This window comes from Bacillus sp. lyk4-R2A-2, from assembly GCF_030209735.1.
GTDB lineage: Bacteria > Bacillota > Bacilli > Bacillales > Bacillaceae > Bacillus > Bacillus pumilus.
In genome coordinates, this window is sequence record NZ_JARVRK010000006.1 from 456739 (window position 1) to 479731 (window position 22993).

Consider the following 22993-nt stretch of genomic DNA (forward strand, 5'->3'; position numbering starts at 1 on the left):
CAGATAAACGAACAAACAACCGGCATCCATCTGCCAGTTGTTCATTTGATAGCGCTTATTTATGAAGAAAGAACCGCTTGTAATTCTTCTGCTGTACTGCTCTCCAGCTGACTTCCGACCCCTACAGCCACTGCGCCTGCTTTCAGCCATTGTGGCACATCAGCTGGATGAATCCCCCCCGTTGGAATAAATTCAATGTCTGGAAATGGGCCTTGTAAGTTTTTCATATAGGATAACCCGAAGGAGCCGCTTGGAAAAAGTTTGAGCAAGCAGTATCCAGCTGCTTTTGCCTGCATGATTTCACTTGGGGTGAGGACACCTGGTACATAGAGTGTGTCGTGAAATGAGAGATGCTCTCCAATGACAGGAAGATATCCTGGACTGACAATAAATTGCGAGCCTGCGTCAATGGCTGATTGCGCCTGCTGAAGGGTGGTGATTGTGCCCGCTCCTACAATCAGATCTTGCTCATGCTGAAAGGATGCGATGATGCGTTCCGCATTGGGCGTGGTATACGTCACTTCAATGGCACGAACGCCCTTTTTCTTTAAACGCTCTATGATCTTAATGCCTTCTGCTTCGCTCCCCGCTCTCACCACTGCGATCAGCTTACAAGCCGCGAGACGTTCTTTAACGCTCAAACTTGCTGACTTTCCCATATCCTTCGTCCCCCTTCATATATTCCCGTCTCTGATATCGTTTGGCTTCTTTCATAAAGGCCTGAAGCTCTTCCCGAGTAGGCAGGCCGTCCTTATCGCCTGGAGACATCACCGCAAGAGCCCCTACAGCATTGGCTCTTATCACAGATTTTTCATATGATAAACCGTCCAGTAAACCGCTGATAACCCCCACGGCAAACCCATCACCGGCACCGACTGTATCCACGACATTTGGCACATAAAAGCCGCTCACAATCCCCTGACTGGCTGCACTTTTATAAAAGGCACCTTCTGCACCGAGCTTAATGACCACAAGCTTGACGCCTTTTTGCAAATAAACATCGGCAATCTCTTCCGGCTCGTGATAGCCTGTGAGCCTTTGCCCTTCTGCAAGCCCCGGAAAAAACCAATCTACTTGAAAAGCGATCTGATTCACTGTATGGATCATATCTTCCTCCTCTTCCCATAGCTGCAGCCGAAGGTTTGGATCAAATGAAATGGTTTTGCCTGCTTCTTTCATCTTTTGAAGAGCATGAAAAGAAAACGCTCTCATTTCATTGGATAATGCAGGTGGAATACCTGTCATATGGAGATGTCCTGCCTGTTTGAAATAATTCGCGGGAAAGTCGCTAGGACTCATTGTGCTCGCAGCAGAGCCTTTGCGATAATACGTGACGTCAGGATCTCCATCCATCACTTTGGATTTAAGTAAAATCCCTGTTTGAGACCCATCATTTGAACGGATCACTGCACTTGTATCGACTCCTTCTTTTTGAAGCTCTTCTAAAATAAATGTGCCAAGTGAATCTGCTCCGACTTTGCTCATCCATCCCACATCAAAACCTAGCCTCGCCAAACCGACTGCCACGTTACTTTCGGCACCAGCAAGCGCCTTTTGAAATGTATGCACTTGATGAAGCTCTCCGGCTTCTTTTGCGTAAAACATCGCCATTGATTCCCCAAATGTGACCACATCCAATGCTTTCACTCATTTCTCCCCTTTCTTGGTACCGGTTTCAAATCAGTTGAAAAAGAGAGAGCATGCACGTATGTATACTCTTCTCTGTCTGTTTATAAGGATTTTCTTACGATGATTTCTCCATCAAGCTGAATGGTTTGGGGCGCACTTTCATCCCCTTCAAGCCGAGTCTTGATTTTTTGCATGGCGGCTTTCCCCATTTCATGAGATGGCTGGGCAACCGTTGTGATTCCAGGCCCAATCAGCTTATACCATTCTGTATCATCAAAGCCTGCGATGCCTATATCTTCTGGAATCTTTAACCCGAGTTCTACAAGCTCACTGATCAGCTTCAGCATAAGTAATCCATTGGCTGCTAAAATCGCTTTTTTTTGCTGGCTTGATTGGACAAAATGGACAAGCTCTTCTCGCAGTTGTTCCTTTTGTTTCAAATCAATTTCTGCAATGAGCGGCTTCTTATATTCACTCATGGCTGTCTGTTCATATGCTTCTTTTCGTTCTTCACGAGGACTGATTCCATCGACCGGTTCAGTAAAGAAGGCGATGTGCTCATAGCCTTTCTCATACATTTGTTGAAGCAACTGGATGGTGATATCACGGTTATTCGTTGTCACTGTGTCGACTTTTAGTTCAGGTAATTTCCGGTCAACAAGGACAATCGGCACACCGTTTTCCTTCAAATCCTGCAGAATGTCATTGTTCTGACCTGTCGTATTGATGATGAGCCCTTCAATATAATGTGCATTCAGCTTGAGGAGCATTTCTCGTTCTTTTTCTGGTCGGTTATCTGTGTTGCATACCATGATGCTGTATCCATATTCATCACAAATTTCTTCGACTCCGCGAAGTGTCGCTACAGAGAATGGGTTCGTAATGTCGGCTACAATGAACCCAATGACCTTGCTTTTTCTTACTTTCAAACCTTGTGCGAGCTGACTCGGACGATAATGCAGTTCCTCAATGGCTTTTTTAATTTTTTTGACCTTTTCAGTAGAAATTTCATTTGTTCTGCCATTGATATATCTGGATACAGTTGATTTTGAAACACCTGCATAAGCGGCCACTTCGTTGATGGTCACTTTCGTTTGCTTTTTCTCTTTCATTCAAAAAACTCCCACAATTAATGTCTTCTCATTTGTTTCGAAACCGATTTCAAATAACTTAAAAAGAGCATATCATAATTTCTTGAATTCCAGAAGATTTTTTTGCTTGGAGATGGCAAAAAAACATTTAAATAAACAAAAAGAAAGCGATTTCAAAATAACGGTTGACGGCATGCTCTTTTTCCTCTAAAATTTTCCTTGAAACCGATACCAAATAAAATACCCATACTTTGTTTCAGATGGAAAGGGAGGCTTATTTCAAATGGAAAATCGTTATGCTGTACATCCTGAGCAGGTCAAACGTTTTACAACAGAGGAACTTCGTCGTCATTTTCATATTCCTACACTATTCGTCAGCGGTGAATTAAAGCTCTACTATTCACATGAGGACCGCGTGGTGATTGGCGGAGTCATGCCATCTGCAGAGCCGCTCAAATTAGATGCCGGCGACTTTCTACGTACAGAATATTTCCTTGAAAGACGAGAAATCGGCATTGTAAATGTCGGCGGTCAAGGAACAGTCACTGTCGATGGTGAAGCCTTTGTACTGGAGCACAAAGATTTCTTATATATTGGGCTTGGACACGAAGATGTACAGTTTGCTAGTTCATCCGGCGAGGGAGCCAAGTTCTATCTTGTATCCGCCACGGCTCATCAAGCGTACCCTACGCAAAAAGCAGCCATCGCTGAATTAACACCGAATCACTTAGGGGAAGCGTCTGCTTCAAACGTACGAAACCTGTATCAAGTCATCCACGCAAACGGCATCCAAAGCTGTCAGCTCATGATGGGAATCACTCAGCTGGAAACCAATAACACGTGGAATACGATGCCCGCTCATATTCATGATCGGCGTATGGAAGTGTACTTATATCTTGATATCGAAGAAGATGCTCGTGTCTTTCATTTTATGGGGGAGCCATCTGAAACAAGACACCTCGTTGTGGCCAATGAGGAAGCGGTCATTTCTCCTGCCTGGTCTATTCATTCAGGCTCGGGTACAGCGAATTATTCATTTATTTGGGCGATGGCGGGCGAGAACTATACGTTTAAAGATATGGACTTTGTCCCAATGGACCAGCTGAGGTAATGTGATGACGACAGCATCCTATGTAGCGTCCCTCTTTTCTCTTGAAGGCAAAACAGCCCTTGTGACAGGCCCTGGAACCGGCATTGGGCAGGGCATTGCTGTGGCGCTTGCCAGGTCAGGCGCAGATATTATTGGCACATACCACCACACACCGCTTGAGGAAACGAAAGCGCTAGTCGAACAGGCGGGCCGCTCGTTTCATGCGGTTCAGGTTGACTTTTCCGACCCTCAAACTGCAAAGCAGGCTGTCGATGCCATGTTACAAAAGCATACGATCGATATTTTAATCAATAATGCTGGCACCATTAAAAGAGAGCAGGCCGCTCATTATTCAGAGGAAGATTGGCATACGGTCATGGATGTGAATATCAATAGTCTCTTTTTCCTCACCCAAAGGGTTGGGCGGCAGATGCTGAAAAATGGGCAAGGGAAAATCGTCAATATCGCCTCCCTTCTATCGTTTCAAGGCGGCGTCTTTGTCCCCGCTTATACAGCAAGTAAACACGCAGTCGCAGGGCTGACGAAGGCTTTTGCAAACGAATGGGCGAACCAGCATATACAAGTGAATGCGATCGCTCCTGGTTACATTTCGACCAATAACACGCAAGCCATTCGGGACGATGAAAATCGAAATGAAGAGATTCTCAAACGAATCCCTGCCGGGCGCTGGGGAAAGCCTGAGGATCTAGCCGGTGCGGCTGTTTTCCTTAGCTCACCAGCCTCCGATTATATGAACGGTCATATTTTAGCGGTTGATGGCGGCTGGCTTGCGAGATAAACAGACGAGAGAATTCCTATTTGCAGGGATTCTCTTTTTTCTATTTGCATAATTCTCCACCATCCGAGTCACTCTATAAAAAACATGACATGAGGGTGAGGTATTATGAAAAGTCGTATTGAACAAGATATAGCGTCCGTCATCAAGCGCGTCAAAAGCTTTGCTGGGAAAAGTGATGATATCGTGTTCCACTCATTTTCATTTGGCCCTTCTGCTATCTCTGCATGTCTCATGTACGTTGAAGGACTCACAGAATTTGAGATGATTTCCAAACAAATCATTTCACCCATGCAAAAGGAACTGGCTATCACCGAGGTTGATTCTAGTACGCTTCCAGCCCTGTCTAAAACGTTCTTTGGCATCCAAAATGACGTGCTGGAGGATATGAACCTTGCCATCGAGCAGTTATATAACGGCAGGGCTATTTTATTTGTAGATGGCGCGGCTCAAGCACTTGCGCTCCAAACGAACCTTTTTCAATTTAGAGAAGTAGAAGAGCCACAATCGGAAGTCCTTGTAAGAGGGCCTCGGATCGGTTTTATTGAAAATCTTGAAAAAAACACGGCTTTGATTCGTGAGCGGGCAAACGACCCAAACCTTGTCATTCAAAAGGTAAATGTAGGTACTCGCAATAAGAAGTCCGCAGCCCTTGTGTACGTTCGTGATATTGTTGACCCTAAATTAGTAGAAGATGTTTTATCACGTATGACCGAAATCAAAATGGATGACATCCCTGAAACCGGCTATATTGAACAGCTAATTGAGGACAGCCACATCTCCATTTTTCCGCAGATTCAAAATACAGAACGTCCTGACCGGGTGATTGCATCTGTGCTTGAAGGAAAAGTGTCAATTTTACTCGATGGCACTCCTTTTGCGCTCATTTTACCGATGACCTTTACAGCCTTGATGCAATCACCTGAAGATTATTATCAGAGATGGACTAGCGCGACTCTTTTACGTTTACTCCGTTATATCGCCGTGCTGCTCACGATTTTTTTACCTGGGCTTTACATTGCACTTGTCTCTTATCATCCAGGCTTATTACCCACACGGATGGCACTCACCATCGCAGGCAGCCGGCAGAATGTTCCGTTCCCTCCTGTTGTTGAGGCGATTCTTATGTCTTTTACGATAGAGCTGCTGCGGGAAGCTGGACTTCGGCTTCCTAGAGCCATCGGGCAGACAATTGGGCTCATTGGCGGCGTCATCATTGGTCAGGCGGCTGTCCAAGCCAATATTGTCAGTGCCTTAATGGTGATTATTGTGTCGCTGACTGCACTTGCTGACTTTACGGCACCATCCTATGACTTTAGTTTCCCGCTACGCATCTTGCGGTTTATGGCTATTTTCAGTTCAGCGATGTTTGGGTTATATGGCTTAATCATGTGTTATTTATTTGTGCTTTGTCACCTGATGCAATTAAAGACCTTTGGTTTTGACTATTTCACACCTGTTTTGTCTTCACCGTTTTCAGATTTAAAGGATACGTACGTACGTTTACCAATTGGGCTATTTAAATCGAGACCGAAAACAGCAAAAATAAAAAATCTCAAAAGACAAGGAGATTAAACGATGTACAGAGCTGAGAAGCTATCATTGTTACAAGTCACCATTCTGTGCAGCTCTACAATGATAGGCGCTGGAATTTTAACCATTCCTCGCAGTTCTGCCAATTCAGGATTCCCTGATGGCTGGATCATTGTATTAATACAGGGAGTCATCTTTGCTTTCGTTGCTTTTTTGTTAGGATGGATTGCTGAAAAAAATGCGCCGGATACTATTTTTGAGTCAAATAGAAAAGGAGCCGGTGCCATCATTGGCACGTTCTTTAATTTAATGCTGATTGCCTATTTACTAGGCATTGTCGGTTTTGAAGCGCGTGTACTCGGGGAAGTTGTCCAATTTTTCCTGCTGGAATCGACTCCCATGGCAGTGATTGTGATGATTTTTCTTCTCGTGGCGATCTATCATTTGAAAAGTGGTATCTTTCCAGTCGTCAAAATGGTCACGTACATTTATCCCATCGCCTTGATCATTTACATTGGGCTCATGCTGTTTTGTCTGAAAATATTTGATTTTGATTATTTACGTCCTGTCATGGCGCACGGGTTTAAAGATTTCAGTAATTTGTTCTCTCAAACATTTATTCAATTTACAGGCTTTGAGGTCATTTTGTTTGTTGTACCACTCATTTATAAAGACAAATGGTCGAAGGCGAAATGGGCCGCTGCCATTGGAGTTGGAATTACAACCCTCGTGTACTCGCTCACACTTTTTATTGTGATTGGCTCCATGACAGTGGGAGAAACAAAATCCCTCACCTGGCCCACTGTCTCACTCATTCAAGCACTAGAACTTGAAGGGGTCTTCATTGAAAGATTTGATATTTTTTTACTGACGATCTGGACGTGCCAGCAGTTTATTTGCATGCTTGGCTTTTTCCAATTTGCCATTAAAGGATGCCACACAGTATTTAAGACGACCAATGTAACGAGACTGCTTTGGCTGCTGTTTTTGATTACCTCTGCCCTCTCTTTATTTCCGAAAAATATCAATGAAGTCTTTTACTACTCTACTTTACTCGGCTACGCATTGTTCGCGGTTTTAGCCATTCCTTTTATTACAGCTGTTCTGCTGATGATACGCAAAAAATGGGGAGGTCGTTCTGCATGAGAGGAAGGCGTGTACTGTTATTCTTTTTTTCCTGCTGCCTTTTTCTTCTATCAGTAGGATGCTGGGATTTAAAGGATATTGAAAAACTATCGTTTGTACGCGGTGTTGGTATTGATGAGGAAGACGAGGATGGCGTTAAGCTGACCTACCAAAACCTTGTACCGAAAACAGGCGGAACACAAGAAGCCGATTCTCCCAGCTATGTGAATGTTGTCTCGAAGGGAAAAAATGTGCTGGAGGCTGTCAGTAATGTCGCCTTGAAGGACCCGCCGATCTATAGTGATCACCTGAAAATCTTTTTGTTTGGTAAAACCCAGGCGGAGCATCACGATATTCAAGGAACACTCAATCATTTTATTCGAGATGATGAGGTTCGGCGCAGCAGCTATCTCCTCGTGACACGAGGAGATGCGTCAAAAGTCGTCAACCAAAAATTGAAATCACAGCAAAAGGTCCCAGTTGAGCATATCTTCGAAACATCCAAAAATCGAAGCTTTAACGGAAAGATCGTACCGCCAACACGTATTGGCAGAGCGTCCGATTACTTTCAGATGGGCGTTAGCTTCCTTGTGCAAAGTGTAGATGCGATAGACGGTGAACTTATTTATGATGGAGCAGGCATCATTCACGGAAAAACACGTAAGCTGATCGGTTTCATCCCTGCGAAGGATGTCCAATCTTTAAACTGGGTGATGGACCGAATTTCAGGCGGCGTTGTACCTGCCACCTACAAAGGTTATCCGATAACGTATGAAATCAAAAAAGCAAAAACGAAGGTCGAGCCCTATCTGAAAAATGGAAAGGTATCCTTTAAAATTAGCGTACAAACAAATGGAAAATTGTCTGAGGATCAATATCCTCCTGAAAACTCATTCGATGAGCAGTATATCGAACGATTTGAGCGGATTTTTGCTCATAAAATTAAAGAACGCATTCAAAAAGCGGTCCATCATGTGCAAAAAGAAGTGGGCGTTGATCCCATATTTTTTAACCAGCAGTTCCGTATGAAATATCCTGACTATTGGGATCAGCATGGTACCGAGTGGGATAGGCTCTTCCAAGAAGCAGCTATTGATTACGATGTCAAAGTCAGCATCTTGAACTTTGGTGCAGAAGGTGCAACAAAAAGCTTTAAATGGTAAAGCAAAAAGGCGGTTATCCCGAAGGGGAGCCGCCTTTTTTACGCACGACGATGAGAAGCTGATACAAGGTCACTTGATCAGTCAACGCTTTTGTTTGAAAGCCAAGTGACGCTCCTACTCTTGCCACCTCGTCAAAAAACAATTGGACGTTTTGATCAATCGGAACATTGATCCTCTGCTCAATCACCCGTTCAAACAAATGATCTGGGAAAAGCGCACGCATGGTATTTGGTGTGAAGAACCTCAGGTGACCTCGGTCTAAAATTCCTACATCTTGATACGTAAAATCCCCTGTCATTAACGGAAAAAGCACCTCCGCATGCATCATGTTGGGCAGGCAGCAAATGATCACGCCGCCTGGCTTTAAAGATGCGTGCGCTTGTTCAATGATGTGCCAAGGATCTGACACATGCTCTAAAACATCCGAAAAAATGACCGCATCAAAAAAAGCCTCTTTCTCTAACCATGGGTACTCATCCGCTTTTGCCTCGATGACTTCTTTGTAATATGCCTTTGCGATGGCTGCTTTTAATGGATCAGCCTCTACTCCGTACATGTCAACAGACTGCCGATTCATTAGTTCAAGCCCTGTTGCTCCTGCGCCGCATCCCGCATCCAGTACACAAACAGCATCTTCAGGCAGCAGAGCCGCAAAGTACGGATGAGGGGTCATCAAATTAAGATCAATGCCCCATTTATCTAAAAACCGAAGCCTGTTCTCTGCAAACAATGTAGAGATGTTCGTTTCTTGATTCGCTCGAAAGGTTGCATGACCGTGATGATGCACAAATGAATCGTGAACGATTTGAAGCTGATATCCCTTCAGCAAGGATCTCAAACAAAGGTCGTCATCCTCAAAAGATCCATACACGAACCTCTCATCAAATAAACCCACCTCTTCAATGAGCTCTCTTTTCACAAGCAGACAAAATCCCACAAGCCGATGTACATAAGTTCTCTGACCTTTTTTTGCAGCCGTATAATTCTTCGCAAAGGCTGGAAGCTCCTTTACATCTGTATACGTTGGCTCGACCATTTGAGGACCGCTCACATAATTGGAGACTGGCCCTACCATCCCGATACGTTCTGATGCAAATAACGCCTCTTTTAATGGAGAAAGCCAGTTTTCCGTGACGATCGTGTCGTTATTTAAAAAGAGAATGCTATCCCCTGTCGCTTTTTTTGCTCCTTGATTACAGCCCTTTGCAAAGCCTCGATTTTCTGCATTTTCTATGAAAATCACATCTTTCAGCTCTCTCACATATTCCTTCGTCCCGTCGGTTGACGCATTATCAACGATGATGAGTTCATATTGGTCACTTCGGGTATGCTGCTTGATGCTGTCGATACATTTTTTCGTTAAATGCAGTTCATTATATGTCAGGATGACAATGCTCGTTTTCCCTTTCATCTCATTTCCACCTTTCGCCCGCCTATTCCATATGTATGTCATATGCAGCACGTTCAGAAGATGAGAGATTGTCCTTTCTTGATTAAACGTTTGTTTAACAAAGAAAAACCAGCTGCATGCGGGCAGCCGGTCATTGTTCACACCGTTTTTCCTTCGTCACCTGTAACGGAACGGTTCCTCTTTTTTAAATCTTCTTCAATTTCTTCAAGACTTTTCCCTTTCGTTTCAGTCACCATATATTTCACAAACAAGAAGGCGCCTACGCCGATGACCGCGTAAATAAGGAAAAGATTACTGATACCCATCGCGCTTAGTAAAGTTGGGAATGTAAGCGAGATGATTAAATTCCCTGTATGAAGGAGGAAGGTAGAGACACCTGTACCAATTCCTCGGACATGTACCGGAAACAGCTCAGGAAGCATGACCCAAACGACAGGACCCCAGCTGACAGCAAAGATGACGATAAAGAGCCCTAAACAAATAATAGTCGTCCATCCCGCAGCTGTTGACCCCTCGAAAAATCGATTGACCACTGACAGGACTATTAAACTAAGGACCATGCCAGCATTCCCAAATAAGAGCAACGCTTTACGCCCTACACGGTCAATAATTTTAATCGCCACAAACGTCATGACAACATTCACTGCCCCAATTCCGACGGTTCCTAAAATGGCCGCTGAATTACCAAAACCAACGCTTGTGAATGTTTTTGGTGCATAGTAAATAATTGTATTGGTACCGATAAACTGCTGCAGAAAGGCAAGACCGACACCAGCGATTAATGCTGGGCGTACCCATGGCTCAAATAATTCCTTAAAACCGCCTTTTTCTTCACTTTCCGCCTGTTGAATGTCTGAAATTTCTTCTTCCACTTCTTGCTTACTTTTTCTGAGTTTAGATAATATCTCTTTCGCACGGTCTGCCTGTCCATGGACAAACAGCCAGCGGGGGCTTTCTGGCATAAACATAATCCCACATAATAAAAGCACAGAAGGCACGACCGCAATTCCAAGCATCAGGCGCCATGCCTCTGCATCCGCTAAAGAGTAATTCACAATATAGGCGAGAAGAATACCAAATGTGATCATGAGCTGGTTTAATGAGGACAGTGCACCTCTCGATTCCTTTGGAGCAAGTTCAGATAAATATAATGGAACAATCGTGGTCGAGCACCCGACAGCAAGTCCTAGCACAATTCGGAATAAGACCATCACTTCCGTATTCGGAGCAAGGGCTGTACCAAATCCGCCGATAATAAATAAAATCGCTGCGGCGATGATGGCTTTTTTCCGCCCAAATTGATCTGTCAGCTTTCCAGATAGAGAGGAACCGAGCATCGCTCCGATTAAAATCGAGCTGACAACAAGTCCCTCTGTAAATGCGTTTAACCCTAAATCCTCTTTCATAAATAAGATGGCGCCAGAAATGACACCTGTATCATAGCCATATAAGGCGCCGCCAAGTGCGCCGAAAAAATAAAGCCATCCATTCCGATTTTTCATGTTCATAACCCCTCTTTTGTTCTGTATGTACTGGGTGTTTCTCTATGGAAAATCATTTTCCTCACTTTCTGTCACTTCAAACATTTCGATGTTTTATGACAAATATATTTCATTTGCGTATCATTGAAACTTTTTACGATAAGGAAACGTCAATTAAGCGTTAGTGAAAAAAACGTCGCACTATATCCCGTTTTAAGGTATATTTGTTTTAGTTTGTAAGACAAAAAGAAGGACATCTTTACTATAAAAATCATAGCGAGGGTTTAAAATATATGGATCAATCAAGAAGCAAACGCAAAGGAAAAAAGCGTTTAAAACCATGGGTGAAAGTCACTCTATTTATAGTCGGTATCCTTTTACTGACAACCGCTTCTGTCACAGGCTATGCCTACTATAAAGTGACAAGCGCTGCAAAAAAAGCACAAGTATCTTTAGATCGCGGCGCTCAATCTGTCAAACGGATTGAAGCATTCGATCCTGGGAAAGACAGCTTTTCTGTCTTGCTGCTTGGTATTGACAGCAGACCGGGCGAAACAGTGAAACAAGCACGAAGCGATGCGATGGTCTTAGCAACCGTCAATCGTACAAATAAAACCGTGAAATTATTAAGCATTCCAAGGGACTCATACGTGAATATTCCAGGGCATGGCTATGACAAAATTACACATGCACACGCATTTGGCGGTGCAGATTTAACCTTAAGTACAGTCGAAGATTTACTAGATATTCCGGTTGATTTTGTGATCCAAAGTAATTTCAAAGCATTTAAAGAGATCGTCAATGAACTAAACGGGGTCTCTATTAACGTCAAGGATGAATATGTGGTCAAACAGGTTCTAAAAGATACAAAGGGCAAGGTACAGCTTCAAACAGGAACTCATACGCTAGACGGTGATCAAGCTCTTGCATATGTGAGAACAAGAAAAGCAGATAGTGATTTAATGCGCGGGCAGCGTCAAATGGAAGTATTAAAAGCCATTTTTGATAAATCAAAATCGTTAACATCTATTCCGTCATATGACAATATCATTGATACACTTGGTGATAATGTCGCGACCAACCTTTCAATGAAAGAGCTAGTCGGGCTTTTCCCGCTTCTGACGTCATTGAAATCGGTTGATACCATTCAGCTGAAAGGCTCTGATTACCAGCCAAACGGAGTTTATTATTACCAATTGGATCAAAACCAGCTAAACGAAGTGAAGACTGAATTGAAGAAGCAGCTTGAATTATCATAAACAGAAAGCGTCCCTAAGGGGCGCTTTTTGATTGTTGACAAAGGGCTAAATTGGTTTTTATTTTAGCCCTTTGTCTTCTTTTCAGCGTGATAGAAAACCTTTGAAGTCTAGGAAGGACGAGCATCGGAGCGGAGCGAATTTGACATTCGTGAGCACCAGAGCGCAGACCTGACAACGAATGCGAGGGTTTGTCTACACGCTGAAAGCGTCACTAAGGGGCGCTTTTTGATTGTTGACAAAGGGCTAAATTGGTTTTTATTTTAGCCCTTTGTCTTCTTTTCAGCGTGATAGAAAACCTTTGCACTCTAGGAAGAACGAGCACAGAAGCGGAGCGAATTTAATATTCGTGAGCATCGGCGCACAGGACTGACACCGAATGCGAAGGTTTGTCTACACGCTGAAAGCGTCACTAAGGGGCGCTTTTTTACTTGCTGACGATGATGCAGATTTTACCCCTTTGGCTTATTTCCTTGATCATTCGATCATTTTTGTTTAGCCTTGATAGAGAGGACAAGCATCGTATTGCTCATGAGAATGAAGGAAATCGTACATACTTTGAAGAGGCTATTGCATGCATGAAGGAGGATTTGACAGCGATGAAAAAAATGATTGCGATTGATTTAGACGGTACACTTTTAAATACAAAAAGTGAAATATCTGCTCAAAACAGGGAGGCATTGATCCGCGCGAAGGAAGCGGGATATATTGTCACCATCTGTACAGGGCGGGCGACTTTTGACGTGAAGGAACTGCTTGGCGATTTGGACATCCCTATTATTGCAGCAAACGGCGGAACCGTTCATACAGAAGGTTACGAACTTTTCAGCCGTATCACACTTGACCAAGAAGCAGGAAAACGAGCGGCTCAGGCTTTAGTAGAACGAAACATTTACTTTGAGGTTTACACGGACGATGCGCTCCTCTCTCCTTTTGATGGAAAAGAGAAGCTGAAAGCAGAATTTGATGTGATCAAAAGCGCGAATCCAAATGAAGATATAGCTGATTTATGGGAAGGGGCAATGACTCAATTCAAACAATTCGGCATCAAACCAGTGGATGATATTCGTCAGATTTTTGGGTCGAATGAAGCGACCTATAAATTACTCTGCTTCTCGTTTGATATGAACAAACTACAGGAAGCTCGAGATCTTCTCGCGGAAATGCCTGAGCTTTCATTGACCTCTTCTGGAAAACATATCATTGAGGTTCTTCCAAAAGAGTCTGGAAAAGGACATGCCCTCAAAAAGCTCGCAGCTCATTACGGCGTAGACCGCTCACATATTTATGCGATTGGCGACAGCCCCAACGATCTATCCATGTTTGAGGAAGCAGGCCACCGCATTGCAATGGGGAATGCCGTTGATGTCATTAAAGACAAGAGCACCTACATTACAAAAGGCAATCATGAAGACGGTGTTGCTTACTTTATTGATCTCCTTTTACAAAATCAATTCCACGAAAAAAAGACGCTTGTCTGATCAGCGCCTAAAGAGAAGTCTAAAAGTCCGATACGAGTGTGGATCGGGCTTTTTCTTTATTTTTTGATTCTAACAGCCGTCTCATACTTATCCTTCCAGTACGTACTTGTTTTCATATTCGTAAGCACGACACCATTTGAGACGGTCATATGAATCACTTGATTTGATCCTGCATAAATGGCCGGTATCAATGACGTTCCACTAAAGAAAACGAGATCTCCCGGCTTCAGCTCCGACCGTTTCACAGGCGTACCTGCCTTGACTTGACCTGACGCATAACGAGGCAGCTCAATACCAAGCACTTCACGATACACATATTGTGTGAACCCTGCTGTGTCAAAGCCTTGCTTTGGATTCGTCCCACCTTTGACATAAGGAACTTCACCAATATACGTAGCGGCTTTTGAGACAATCGGGTCTTCTTTTGCTAATTTCAGCTCCGTTAATCGTTTCGCACCTGTCCATTTTTCGCGCCAATACGATTCAGACAAATAAGAAATCGTGACACTTTCCGAACGGCTCGCATGAATAAAACGGTCGCCCCCAATATACATCCCTACATGAGAAATGCCTGGCTTATATGTGTTGCTAAAAAAGACAAAATCCCCAGGACGTATATCATCTAATGCCACTTTTTCTCCAACCATCCACTGCTGTTCAGCACTTCGAGGCAAATAAATCCCTAGTGATTTTTCAAATACATATTGTAAAAAGCCTGAACAATCAAAGCCAATCTTAGGGTCTGCTGCACCAAATACATAAGGAATACCTACATATTTCATCGTATCTTTCACAAGACGATTATCCGAGATTGACGGTGTGCCGGGAAGTCGTTTGACTGCATAAAATCGGTTCGTCCAGTATTTGCTTTTGCTGACGTCTGTTTTCACCACACCTTGACTAAGCGTGATGTGAATGACCTGATCGTTACCAGCGTAAAATCCTACATGTGTCGGGATATCCTTTGTTTCTTCAAGGCTTCGAAAATATACAAGGTCACCTGGCTGGGCTTTGTCCCATGATACCTTTTTTCCAATCTGATACTGATCGATTACCTTCCGCGGCAAATCAAAAGCGCCTGATGTCTTGTACACATATTGCGTAAACCCTGATGCGTCAAAGCCCGTTTTTGGATCGGTTCCTCCTTTATGATAAGGTGTTCCAATCAGCTTTTCCGCTTGCTGCAAAGGAGACGCTGTTTGAGCAACTGCTTCTGATTGATTCATGAACATGAGCCCTACGAGCGCGCACCCACCAATCACTATTCCTTTCCACTTCATGACCTTTCCCCTCCTTTCTTCTATAGTTTCGGCATGACACCTAACCTTTTACACCTTTTTTCGACAAAAAAGAGCACGCAATGCGTGCCCTCTATGCTCGTTAGAGTTATTTACTTGCTTCCGTTTTTGACTGTTTTTGTTGTTCGATTTTCTGCATTTCAACCGAGATCTTTTGTTTTTCATGATCTGTGAGGCTGTCACTAAATTTAAAAGCAGACATAAAGACAAAGACTAAAATTAACGCAACAAACGGCCAGCTTGCTTTTAGAAATTTCATTTCTTCTCTTTCCCTCCGTTTTCTTTTAAGTGTTTAACTTTATCAGCGTGATCTACTTCAAAGAAAATGTGTCCGTCTTTTTCTTTCCAATCCGCATTCGTACCATTTGTCAGCATACGGATAATGGATTTTGATTCAAATGATCCTGCTTTAACCGGAGCAGGTGTTGCTTCTTTGATGTACATTGGGACCACTTCAAATGTCGCTTTTCCATCTTCATTCAGATGATACTGAACAAGTGCAGAATCACGTGTTCTTGACCAGCCTTGGTCAAAAATAAAGTTTCCTAAGCTATAGAAGATCGCCGTGCCGTTATAGACTTCCATTGGCTCAAGAACGTGCGGATGAGCACCGATAATGATATCAGCACCAGCCTTAGACATCGCTCTTGCCAATTCTCTTTGTCTATCGTTTACCTCATTGTTGTACTCCTGTCCCCAGTGAGCATGAACAACGACGACATCTGCCTTTTCAGCAGCCTGCGAAATCATCGGAATAAAGATAGATGGGTCGGCTGGCAAGATACCGGCCTGGCGATTCGTTGCTTTAAAATCTTTCCCATACACATCTGTAAAACCAAGTGTAGCGATTTTGACACCATTTACTTCTTTATACGAAATGTTCTGCTTCGCATCCTGAAGGTTATGGCCTGCGCCTGTATAATCCATGTCAGCTTGTTTAAAGGCATCAATCGTTTTGTTTAGCCCTTTTTCACCATAGTCTGCCGCATGGTTATTCGCAAAGTTTAATACAGAGAAATTCAAATCCTTCAACGCTTTGACAGAATCCTCATCTGTTTTTAAATGAATATTCTTTTGCGCCGCTTGTTCCCGGTCTGATGCGACTGGATGCTCAAAGTTACCAGTCACATAATCTGACACATCAAAGTATGGTTTAGCATAGCGAAAGAGATGCTGTTTTCCATAACGGTCTGTTACTTTCTCTACGTTTCTTCCAAACATAATGTCACCGACAAACGAAGCGGTCAGGATGTTTTCTGGATTCTTTTGTACAGTTGGCACTTTTGCTTGCCCGATAAACGTAAATAGAAATGTACAAGCAATGACGATCGGTAAAGCAATCAGCACGTGTTTATTCGTTTTTTTCTTTTGGTTCTTTGTGATTTTCAGCAGCTTTTCCTGAAAGCTCAATTTTTTATTCATCATTGGACACACCTTATCTTAAAATAGATAGTAAACATACATGATGGCAAATGTTGCACCACTTAGAAGTAACGTGCTTCCAAGGGTCATCGTAAGACCTTGTTTTTGAATCGTATTTGCAATCAATCCAGGAACGATAATACCGATTCCGCGGAATTCTGCTATTTCAAATGGGACCACTGGGTAGAAGAAATCAAAGACTAGCTTTAAGGCAATCCCTGTAATCAGCATTGCAGCAAACTTTCTGCGTCCGTATAAAATCATAAATTTCGATAGACCAAAGCGAACGATGACATACGTAAGCAAGCTGACAGATAAGACAACTAAAATGAAGACTGGCTGGTTAAATACAAGCGCCAGATAACCTGGGACAACAAGTCCAGCTGGTACGATTCCTGTTTTTTCTGCAAAGATTAAACTAAGTAGAACACCTAAAATTAACGAGATATAAAGATCTGATCCGAACATTTTCTATATTTCCTCCTAGCTGACAAGCTGCTTAATTTTGTATTCTTGAATTTTTTCGATTAACGGTTCAGCGGCACCATGAATATTGCCGACTCCATAAACCACTCGATTATGAAGCTTTTTCTCAAGCATGTTCATAATTTCTTCTGTAGATTGATATTCAAGGTTGTGTAAGTGGTCAGCCGGAATTTTTCCATCCTCATATGCCTTTACAATTGGATCTGTTGTTTCACCAATTAAGACGAGATCACTTGCTTCAATATAAGGAAGTACATCCTCCGCAAACTGGATCGTTCGATCTACACGATCCGCACGGCAGTTCATGATAATAATCGGTTCATCTGTTGGATATCCAATTTCTTTCACACGCTTCCAAATGTTCAATGTAGATGATGCGTCATTTGCCGCAAAACCATTTACAAAGTGTCCAGGCGTTTTCGCATCCATTAATGGAAGAATTCTCATCGCTCCTGGATCAGGCGGCGCATTTAACATTCCTCGGAATGCCGTATCTTCATCAATTCCCAATGCCTGTGCAACACCAAGTGCAAGTGAGGCATTATCTGGGAAGACCATGTACTCAAATTTCCGTAAATACTCATCAGAAATCTTGGAATTATCTGCAACAATGACTTCTGTATTGCGTTTTTTCGCAATCTCTTTAAAGAAATCCGTATATTCACTATCCGTAATAACCAAGTGTCCATTGTAAGGAATTGTCGCTGTAAAGGCTTCTGCTATTTCATCAAGTGTCGGCCCCATGACGTCCATATGATCTTCAAGAACGTTTACGATCACGCCAATATTCGCTTGAAGCAGCTCTTCCTGAAAGATGATTTGGTAATCTGGATTTACCGCCATACATTCACTGACGATGGCATTTGCTCCTCTTTCAACGGTTTCTCTCATAACTTCCTTCTGCTCACCGATATTCGGTCCTTGCGGTTTCCTTTTAATCGGTTTCTCCTCTGGCGTATCCCAATAAATCATTCTTGCATCTGTTCCCGTTGTTTTGCCGACAGTTTTATAACCTGCCTCCATTAAGATACCGGTTGTCAATCTTGTAACGGTAGACTTTCCGCGAATACCATTAATATTGACGCGCACCGGTAGGGCATCGATATTTTTCTGGTGACGCTTCTTTTCAATAAAGCCAATCCCTAACATGATGACACAGGCTATAACGATTAACCACATCGCTTATCTACATCTCCTTTTTTTATGAGTGTGATATGTAAATTCAATCAACAGTATATAGGTTCAGCATAAAATCACAATCGGTATTATGTAACATAATCTTTCACTTCCTCGTATGCCAAATTCCTCTAATCAGAAGGTGGATTGACCTAGCTCCTCTTTAAATGAAAAGGCCAAAAGACGGACAAAAATCAGCCTGAATTTCGGCTTCAATCAAGAGTAAGCGTTACCATCAAGCATCGAAAAATCTTTTGTCCTTTTCTCCCTAAATTTTTTGACAATTGTTAAGATGTATTTTGAATCAATGTTTTAAAGCCCTTTAAACTCTATAACCTCAGTCGTATCAGCGCTTTAAATGAATAGTGCGTGTTTTGGAATGTTTTCGATTTTTGAAGGAACAGGTTAGAAAGTCATCCTCATCGGTCAGAACGCTACACGTTGACCTATGACAAAGGTCACCTCATAAAAAATCAAGTCATATGCTTATTTTAGGGTCACAAAAAATTGGGATAAGATGTAAACTATTGATCATTTCGAAATGCCTTCTCTTTACGATATTCGCTCCTTATGACCCACATAATGAAATATTATTCATTTGTTTTTATCAAGATTCATCATTTCTTAACATTTTTAATATGATTTTAGTTGAAAGTTGTCAATTCATGTCATGCTTTCCCCAAAGGCGACGAATAAAATCAGCTTCCCCGCTTACACTAAGGTTAAAAAATCTGTGAGAGGAGGCTAAAGATGCCAAACAGCAATGAGCAAACACGGTTGCATTTTTTATCAGGCAGCTTCGAGGAAAAAATCCGGATTCTGAAAAAAACATTTCAGCAAAGCGGCGATTTTGAATACCGAGAGTTAATGGTGAATGAAACGAAATCTGTCCTGTTTTTTATTAAAACAAGAATTGATGAAGGCAAACTGAACAACTTTATTATCGGTAACTTGTTAGGTCCTCCTGGAAAACAAGATTATACAAAGTCTCTTAGTACGCTTGAAACAGGCGACTTGACTCTGATCACTGACAGTATTATTGCAGGAAGCATTGCCTTTCTTGATGAAAATTCCTCGCAGATCAAATTATTTGCTGTCGGGCAGCCGCCGCTTCGCTCTATTTCTGAGCCTTCATCAGAAAGCATCATTGCGGGTGCTCATGATGGATTTGTGGAAAGTTTGGATACGAATATATATTTACTGCGTTCTCACTTAAATGATCGGAAGCTCGCCATTCAGTACCATAAGGTCGGTACAAAATCAGAAACAAAGCTTGCGATTGTTTATATTTCTGATGTAGCGAATCAGGAAAAGGTAGAAGAGGTAAACAGACGGATCTCTTCTATTAAAGTAGACACGCTGATTAGTCCTGGTTCTATTGTTGAGGCGATCGAAGATGATTCATTTTCTATTTTTCCGCAGCTGATTGATACAGAACGTCCTGATAAGGTGAGATCTGCCATTCTTGAAGGTCGTATTGTAGTGCTGATGGACGGGAGCCCTATGGCAATTATTCTTCCTGTCACCTTTTTTAGTTTCTTTCAATCACCAGATGATTATAATAGCCGCTGGATTCCAGCTACATTTATCCGTATTTTGCGTTATCTCGCCTGCATCATCGCAGTCATACTGCCATCTTTTTATATTGCGGTGATTGGATTTCATTATGAGGTGGTCCCTGATGAACTCGCCGTAACCATGAAGAATTCTATTATTGGGATTCCCTTCCCTCCTTTAATCGAAGCCATGCTGATGGAAATTACTATTGAACTCATACGGGAAGCCGGGGTGCGTCTGCCAAAACCAATCGGGCAGACCATTGGGATCGTAGGCGGTTTGGTCATTGGGGATGCGGTAGTACAAGCAGGACTCATCTCGAATGTCCTTATCGTTGTCGTTGCCGTGACTGCCGTTGCTTCCTTTGTCCTTCCTTCATTTGAAATGACGTCTACCATCAGGATGCTGCGTTTTCCGCTCATGTTCATGGCGTCAATGTTTGGCTTTATCGGCATTTCATTTGGCCTTGCCATCGTCCTCATGAATTTATGCCGCCTAGAATCATTAGGTGTACCGTACTTATCACCTGTTACACCTTTTAACTGGCAGGATTTAAAGGACACCGTCATTCGACTACCTATGTGGATGTACAAACAGCGTCCTGTTTATTTAAATCCGCAAAGGAAAAAACAAATTGAAAATTTGAGAGGGTGGGAAAAGAAAAATGAAAAATAAAATATCTCCATCTCAAGCGATCTTTTTTCTCATCCAATCTCAAATTGGTGTTGGGATTTTAGCGCTTCCCCATTTGCTGATGAAAGACATGGGGCACGATGGCTGGATGGCGATTATCTTAGCCGGCGTATTTATTCAAATCATCAATACCATTTTCATTTATATCATTCAAAAATATCCTGACATATCGTTCTTCCAAGCATTAATCAAAGTCTATGGGAAATGGATAGGGCATATTTTAATCGGGCTTTATACAGTTTATTTTGCCTCGATCTGCATTGTTGTTCTCTCCATTTTCACCAGAATACTTGGTATATGGGTACTGCCGCTTACGCCAAACTGGGTCATTAATTTATTGCTGACGATCTCCATCATCTACATCGCAAAAGAAAAAATCACAGCGATCGTCAGGTTTAACTTTATCTTGACCCCCTTTTTGCTCATGTTGTCTTTACTCATGTTCTATTCGTTAAAAGGAACCAATATTGACTACCTCATGCCTTTCTTCCAGACGGATTTGTCTCAGTTCCAGCTTGGATTGAAAGATGTGGTGCTCTCGATGAACGGCTTTGAAATGATTCTCATCATCTCTCCATTCATGAAAGGTTCCATCAAAGAACGGTATAAGGTCATGACGATTTCAAATATATGCACGACGCTTTTCTACCTATTTATTACATTGATTTGTTTTATGTTCTTCAGCCCGATTGAGCTTGATATCATACCAAATCCTGTGCTTTATCTATTAAAGACCATTACATTCGGAATCATTGAACGAACAGATTTAATTTTTCTAAGTTTCTGGGTGTTCGTCATTCTTGCCACACTCAGCAATTACCTTCACTTCTGTGCCAATGGCCTAGCGAGCCTACTTAATAAAAAAGAGCATAAAAAATATGTCTATTATTTTGCCATTTTCATCTACGCGGCTTGCTGTTTTCTCGCAAACGATAACTTTAGAATACAGCGCTTTAACGACTTTACGACCATTGCTCAAATTTCAGTTATTTACACACTGCCGATCATTATGGCCATCATCATTTTTATCAAACATCTTAAAGGGAAGGTGAAATCGCATGCGTCATAAGTTTTCGCTGACGCTCCTCATGTGTATATCGCTTATCTTCATGCCTGGCTGCTGGGATCAAAACTTATTAAAAAATATCTCTCTTGTGTTAACGTCTACGGTTGATCAAGGAGAAGACGACAATGCGAAGTTCTCCATCACCTATCGTAAAGTGCAGCAGTCTCAAAGCATGGCGCAAGGAAATACAGGCAGCTATTTAACCACTGTTCTTACAACTGAAGCTCCTACATTAAGAAAAGCAAGAACCAACTTCAGCCGAATTGTCGATCAAAAAATTGATATATCAAAAATGCGAGTCATGCTAATCGGTGATGAATTTGCTCAAAATAGCCTTCTCCCCTATTTAGATATGTTCTATCGAGATCCAAAAAGTCCTTTGCTCGCCAATCTTGCAGTGGTACAGGGGGGAACCTGTGTGGAATTAATCGACCAGCTCCTCAAGGAAAAGGTCATTGTGAGCGATTATTTAAATAACCTCATCACCACTGCATCTCAATCCTCCCAAGTAGCACCTAAAAACATGCAAAGCATTCGTTCCAAAATGCTGCAAACCGGAGAGGATTTCACACTGCCGTTACTCTACTATGATCAAGAGAAAAAACTAACGAGTGTAAAAGGCGTCGCCCTATTTGATAATGAGAAAAAGAAAGGTGAGCTGTACGGACAAGATGCCATTCTTCTCACTGTCATGGACGAGAATATGGGCAAATATGCGAACTTCACTAAAAAAGTAAGAAGTGATATGAAATCAAAGGAGAACAATTACATCACCATTCAAGTGACAGATTCAAAGAGAGACATCAACATTATCAATCCTGACCATCGAAACTTAACCTTTTCTCTTGAGTATGAATTCACGACCTCTGTCCTTGAATACCCGAAAGATAATCTAGACACAGATAAAAAAATTAAAATGCTCAACAAAAGGCTTTCCGCGATTTTGACAAAAGAAGCAGAAAAAGTCGTGGCCTCCCTGCAAGAAGCAAACTCTGACGTCCTTAGCCTAGGCAGAAAATATCGGGTAAGACACTATGATGAATTCATGAAGATGAACTGGGTTACGGATTATCCAAATGTAAAAATCATCCCAAAAATCAAAGTGAATATTACAGAAACAGGGATTATTAGTTAAGAAAAGGAAGAGTTCATCTTTCTTTTCTTTTTTTATTTTTTTAAGATTGTCATTTAAAAGCTTTCATGATAATCTATTTGTGTAAACGGTTACACATTCACGAA

Annotated in this window: 20 protein-coding genes; 10 read left to right on the forward strand and 10 right to left on the reverse strand. The window is 42.2% G+C overall.

Going from position 1 to position 22993, the window contains the following annotated elements:
• Positions 1 to 59: 59 nt before the first annotated feature.
• The 3 genes from QRN39_RS13210 to QRN39_RS13220 form a co-directional block, all read right to left on the reverse strand.
• The gene (locus QRN39_RS13210) at positions 60 to 659 is read right to left on the reverse strand and encodes a bifunctional 4-hydroxy-2-oxoglutarate aldolase/2-dehydro-3-deoxy-phosphogluconate aldolase (protein ID WP_212045606.1); all 600 of its coding nucleotides are present in this window, start codon (positions 657 to 659) and stop codon (positions 60 to 62) included.
• Positions 631 to 1647, reverse strand: coding sequence for a sugar kinase (locus QRN39_RS13215; protein ID WP_284907395.1), 1017 nt, complete (start codon positions 1645 to 1647; stop codon positions 631 to 633). Before QRN39_RS13215 ends, QRN39_RS13210 begins: the two co-directional genes overlap by 29 nt.
• Before the next feature lie 83 nt (positions 1648 to 1730).
• Positions 1731 to 2741 carry a LacI family DNA-binding transcriptional regulator gene (locus tag QRN39_RS13220; protein ID WP_284907396.1) on the reverse strand — a complete coding sequence of 337 codons (1011 nt, stop codon included), beginning with the start codon at positions 2739 to 2741 and terminating at the stop codon, positions 1731 to 1733.
• Between the two features lie 262 nt (positions 2742 to 3003).
• Here QRN39_RS13220 and kduI point away from each other — a divergent pair, with 262 nt between their 5' ends.
• The 5 genes from kduI (at position 3004) to QRN39_RS13245 (ending at position 8427) form a co-directional block, all read left to right on the forward strand.
• Positions 3004 to 3831, forward strand: coding sequence for a 5-dehydro-4-deoxy-D-glucuronate isomerase (gene kduI, locus QRN39_RS13225; RefSeq protein WP_003212793.1), 828 nt, complete (start codon positions 3004 to 3006; stop codon positions 3829 to 3831).
• A 4-nt stretch (positions 3832 to 3835) separates the two neighbouring features.
• Positions 3836 to 4609 (forward strand): 2-dehydro-3-deoxy-D-gluconate 5-dehydrogenase KduD, encoded by a 774-nt coding sequence (gene kduD / locus QRN39_RS13230; protein ID WP_137054315.1) that lies wholly within the window; start codon positions 3836 to 3838, stop codon positions 4607 to 4609.
• A 105-nt stretch (positions 4610 to 4714) separates the two neighbouring features.
• On the forward strand, positions 4715 to 6181 hold the full coding sequence (locus QRN39_RS13235; protein WP_050944386.1) for a spore germination protein: 1467 nt from the start codon (positions 4715 to 4717) through the stop codon (positions 6179 to 6181).
• 3 nt (positions 6182 to 6184) lie between these two features.
• On the forward strand, positions 6185 to 7285 hold the full coding sequence (locus QRN39_RS13240; protein ID WP_050944387.1) for a GerAB/ArcD/ProY family transporter: 1101 nt from the start codon (positions 6185 to 6187) through the stop codon (positions 7283 to 7285).
• Positions 7282 to 8427, forward strand: coding sequence for a Ger(x)C family spore germination protein (locus tag QRN39_RS13245; protein WP_284907398.1), 1146 nt, complete (start codon positions 7282 to 7284; stop codon positions 8425 to 8427). The genes QRN39_RS13240 and QRN39_RS13245 overlap by 4 nt, the downstream gene beginning before the upstream one ends.
• Before the next feature lie 13 nt (positions 8428 to 8440).
• Here the strand turns inward: QRN39_RS13245 and QRN39_RS13250 are convergent, their stop codons facing one another.
• Together QRN39_RS13250 and QRN39_RS13255 are read right to left on the reverse strand one after the other, a co-directional pair.
• Positions 8441 to 9838 carry a bifunctional glycosyltransferase family 2 protein/class I SAM-dependent methyltransferase gene (locus tag QRN39_RS13250; protein ID WP_050944392.1) on the reverse strand — a complete coding sequence of 466 codons (1398 nt, stop codon included), beginning with the start codon at positions 9836 to 9838 and terminating at the stop codon, positions 8441 to 8443.
• Between the two features lie 137 nt (positions 9839 to 9975).
• Positions 9976 to 11340 carry a sugar porter family MFS transporter gene (locus QRN39_RS13255; protein ID WP_106035676.1) on the reverse strand — a complete coding sequence of 455 codons (1365 nt, stop codon included), beginning with the start codon at positions 11338 to 11340 and terminating at the stop codon, positions 9976 to 9978.
• 272 nt (positions 11341 to 11612) lie between these two features.
• On the opposite strand from QRN39_RS13255, the gene QRN39_RS13260 reads away from it, so the two are divergent.
• Both QRN39_RS13260 and QRN39_RS13265 read left to right on the forward strand, forming a co-directional pair.
• Positions 11613 to 12578 carry an LCP family protein gene (locus QRN39_RS13260; protein ID WP_003212964.1) on the forward strand — a complete coding sequence of 322 codons (966 nt, stop codon included), beginning with the start codon at positions 11613 to 11615 and terminating at the stop codon, positions 12576 to 12578.
• A gap of 596 nt (positions 12579 to 13174) precedes the next feature.
• The gene (locus QRN39_RS13265; RefSeq protein WP_253622095.1) at positions 13175 to 14056 is read left to right on the forward strand and encodes a Cof-type HAD-IIB family hydrolase; all 882 of its coding nucleotides are present in this window, start codon (positions 13175 to 13177) and stop codon (positions 14054 to 14056) included.
• Positions 14057 to 14112: 56 nt separating this feature from the next.
• Here QRN39_RS13265 and QRN39_RS13270 read toward each other — a convergent pair whose 3' ends face one another.
• From QRN39_RS13270 to pgsB, 5 genes are all read right to left on the reverse strand, one after another.
• Complete coding sequence (locus QRN39_RS13270; protein WP_284907399.1) at positions 14113 to 15336, reverse strand: C40 family peptidase; 1224 nt, start codon at positions 15334 to 15336, stop codon at positions 14113 to 14115.
• Between the two features lie 106 nt (positions 15337 to 15442).
• On the reverse strand, positions 15443 to 15613 hold the full coding sequence (gene edmS, locus QRN39_RS13275) for an extrachromosomal elements maintenance protein EdmS (protein ID WP_003213661.1): 171 nt from the start codon (positions 15611 to 15613) through the stop codon (positions 15443 to 15445).
• Positions 15610 to 16776 (reverse strand): CapA family protein, encoded by a 1167-nt coding sequence (locus QRN39_RS13280; protein ID WP_137054309.1) that lies wholly within the window; start codon positions 16774 to 16776, stop codon positions 15610 to 15612. The genes edmS and QRN39_RS13280 overlap by 4 nt, the downstream gene beginning before the upstream one ends.
• 18 nt (positions 16777 to 16794) lie before the next feature.
• A complete protein-coding gene (gene pgsC / locus QRN39_RS13285) occupies positions 16795 to 17244 on the reverse strand; it encodes a poly-gamma-glutamate biosynthesis protein PgsC (RefSeq protein WP_003213696.1) in 450 nt (149 codons plus the stop codon).
• Between the two features lie 15 nt (positions 17245 to 17259).
• Positions 17260 to 18441: a poly-gamma-glutamate synthase PgsB gene (gene pgsB / locus QRN39_RS13290; protein WP_012011489.1), complete on the reverse strand. Its 1182-nt coding sequence runs from the start codon at positions 18439 to 18441 to the stop codon at positions 17260 to 17262.
• Positions 18442 to 19188: 747 nt separating this feature from the next.
• On the opposite strand from pgsB, the gene QRN39_RS13295 reads away from it, so the two are divergent.
• From QRN39_RS13295 to QRN39_RS13305, 3 genes are read left to right on the forward strand one after another with little or no spacing between them, the layout of a single operon-like run.
• A complete protein-coding gene (locus QRN39_RS13295; RefSeq protein ID WP_284907400.1) occupies positions 19189 to 20670 on the forward strand; it encodes a spore germination protein in 1482 nt (493 codons plus the stop codon).
• Positions 20660 to 21757, forward strand: coding sequence for a GerAB/ArcD/ProY family transporter (locus QRN39_RS13300; protein ID WP_284907401.1), 1098 nt, complete (start codon positions 20660 to 20662; stop codon positions 21755 to 21757). The genes QRN39_RS13295 and QRN39_RS13300 overlap by 11 nt, the downstream gene beginning before the upstream one ends.
• On the forward strand, positions 21747 to 22889 hold the full coding sequence (locus QRN39_RS13305) for a Ger(x)C family spore germination protein (RefSeq protein ID WP_284907402.1): 1143 nt from the start codon (positions 21747 to 21749) through the stop codon (positions 22887 to 22889). The genes QRN39_RS13300 and QRN39_RS13305 overlap by 11 nt, the downstream gene beginning before the upstream one ends.
• Positions 22890 to 22993 lie beyond the last annotated feature (104 nt).

Bases quoted from the DNA above. Each gene is read 5' to 3' on its own strand.
- QRN39_RS13255 (WP_106035676.1), bottom strand. From the start codon at position 11,340: ATGAAAAATCGGAATGGATGGCTTTATTTTTTCGGCGCACTTGGCGGC.
- QRN39_RS13210 (WP_212045606.1), bottom strand. From the start codon at position 659: ATGGGAAAGTCAGCAAGTTTGAGCGTTAAAGAACGTCTCGCGGCTTGT.
- QRN39_RS13265 (WP_253622095.1), top strand. From the start codon at position 13,175: ATGAAAAAAATGATTGCGATTGATTTAGACGGTACACTTTTAAATACA.
- QRN39_RS13305 (WP_284907402.1), top strand. From the start codon at position 21,747: ATGCGTCATAAGTTTTCGCTGACGCTCCTCATGTGTATATCGCTTATC.
- QRN39_RS13240 (WP_050944387.1), top strand. From the start codon at position 6,185: ATGTACAGAGCTGAGAAGCTATCATTGTTACAAGTCACCATTCTGTGC.
- QRN39_RS13280 (WP_137054309.1), bottom strand. From the start codon at position 16,776: ATGAATAAAAAATTGAGCTTTCAGGAAAAGCTGCTGAAAATCACAAAG.
- pgsB (WP_012011489.1), bottom strand. From the start codon at position 18,441: ATGTGGTTAATCGTTATAGCCTGTGTCATCATGTTAGGGATTGGCTTT.
- kduD (WP_137054315.1), top strand. From the start codon at position 3,836: ATGACGACAGCATCCTATGTAGCGTCCCTCTTTTCTCTTGAAGGCAAA.
- QRN39_RS13270 (WP_284907399.1), bottom strand. From the start codon at position 15,336: ATGAAGTGGAAAGGAATAGTGATTGGTGGGTGCGCGCTCGTAGGGCTC.
- QRN39_RS13260 (WP_003212964.1), top strand. From the start codon at position 11,613: ATGGATCAATCAAGAAGCAAACGCAAAGGAAAAAAGCGTTTAAAACCA.
- edmS (WP_003213661.1), bottom strand. From the start codon at position 15,613: ATGAAATTTCTAAAAGCAAGCTGGCCGTTTGTTGCGTTAATTTTAGTC.
- pgsC (WP_003213696.1), bottom strand. From the start codon at position 17,244: ATGTTCGGATCAGATCTTTATATCTCGTTAATTTTAGGTGTTCTACTT.
- kduI (WP_003212793.1), top strand. From the start codon at position 3,004: ATGGAAAATCGTTATGCTGTACATCCTGAGCAGGTCAAACGTTTTACA.
- QRN39_RS13235 (WP_050944386.1), top strand. From the start codon at position 4,715: ATGAAAAGTCGTATTGAACAAGATATAGCGTCCGTCATCAAGCGCGTC.
- QRN39_RS13250 (WP_050944392.1), bottom strand. From the start codon at position 9,838: ATGAAAGGGAAAACGAGCATTGTCATCCTGACATATAATGAACTGCAT.
- QRN39_RS13295 (WP_284907400.1), top strand. From the start codon at position 19,189: ATGCCAAACAGCAATGAGCAAACACGGTTGCATTTTTTATCAGGCAGC.
- QRN39_RS13245 (WP_284907398.1), top strand. From the start codon at position 7,282: ATGAGAGGAAGGCGTGTACTGTTATTCTTTTTTTCCTGCTGCCTTTTT.
- QRN39_RS13220 (WP_284907396.1), bottom strand. From the start codon at position 2,741: ATGAAAGAGAAAAAGCAAACGAAAGTGACCATCAACGAAGTGGCCGCT.
- QRN39_RS13300 (WP_284907401.1), top strand. From the start codon at position 20,660: ATGAAAAATAAAATATCTCCATCTCAAGCGATCTTTTTTCTCATCCAA.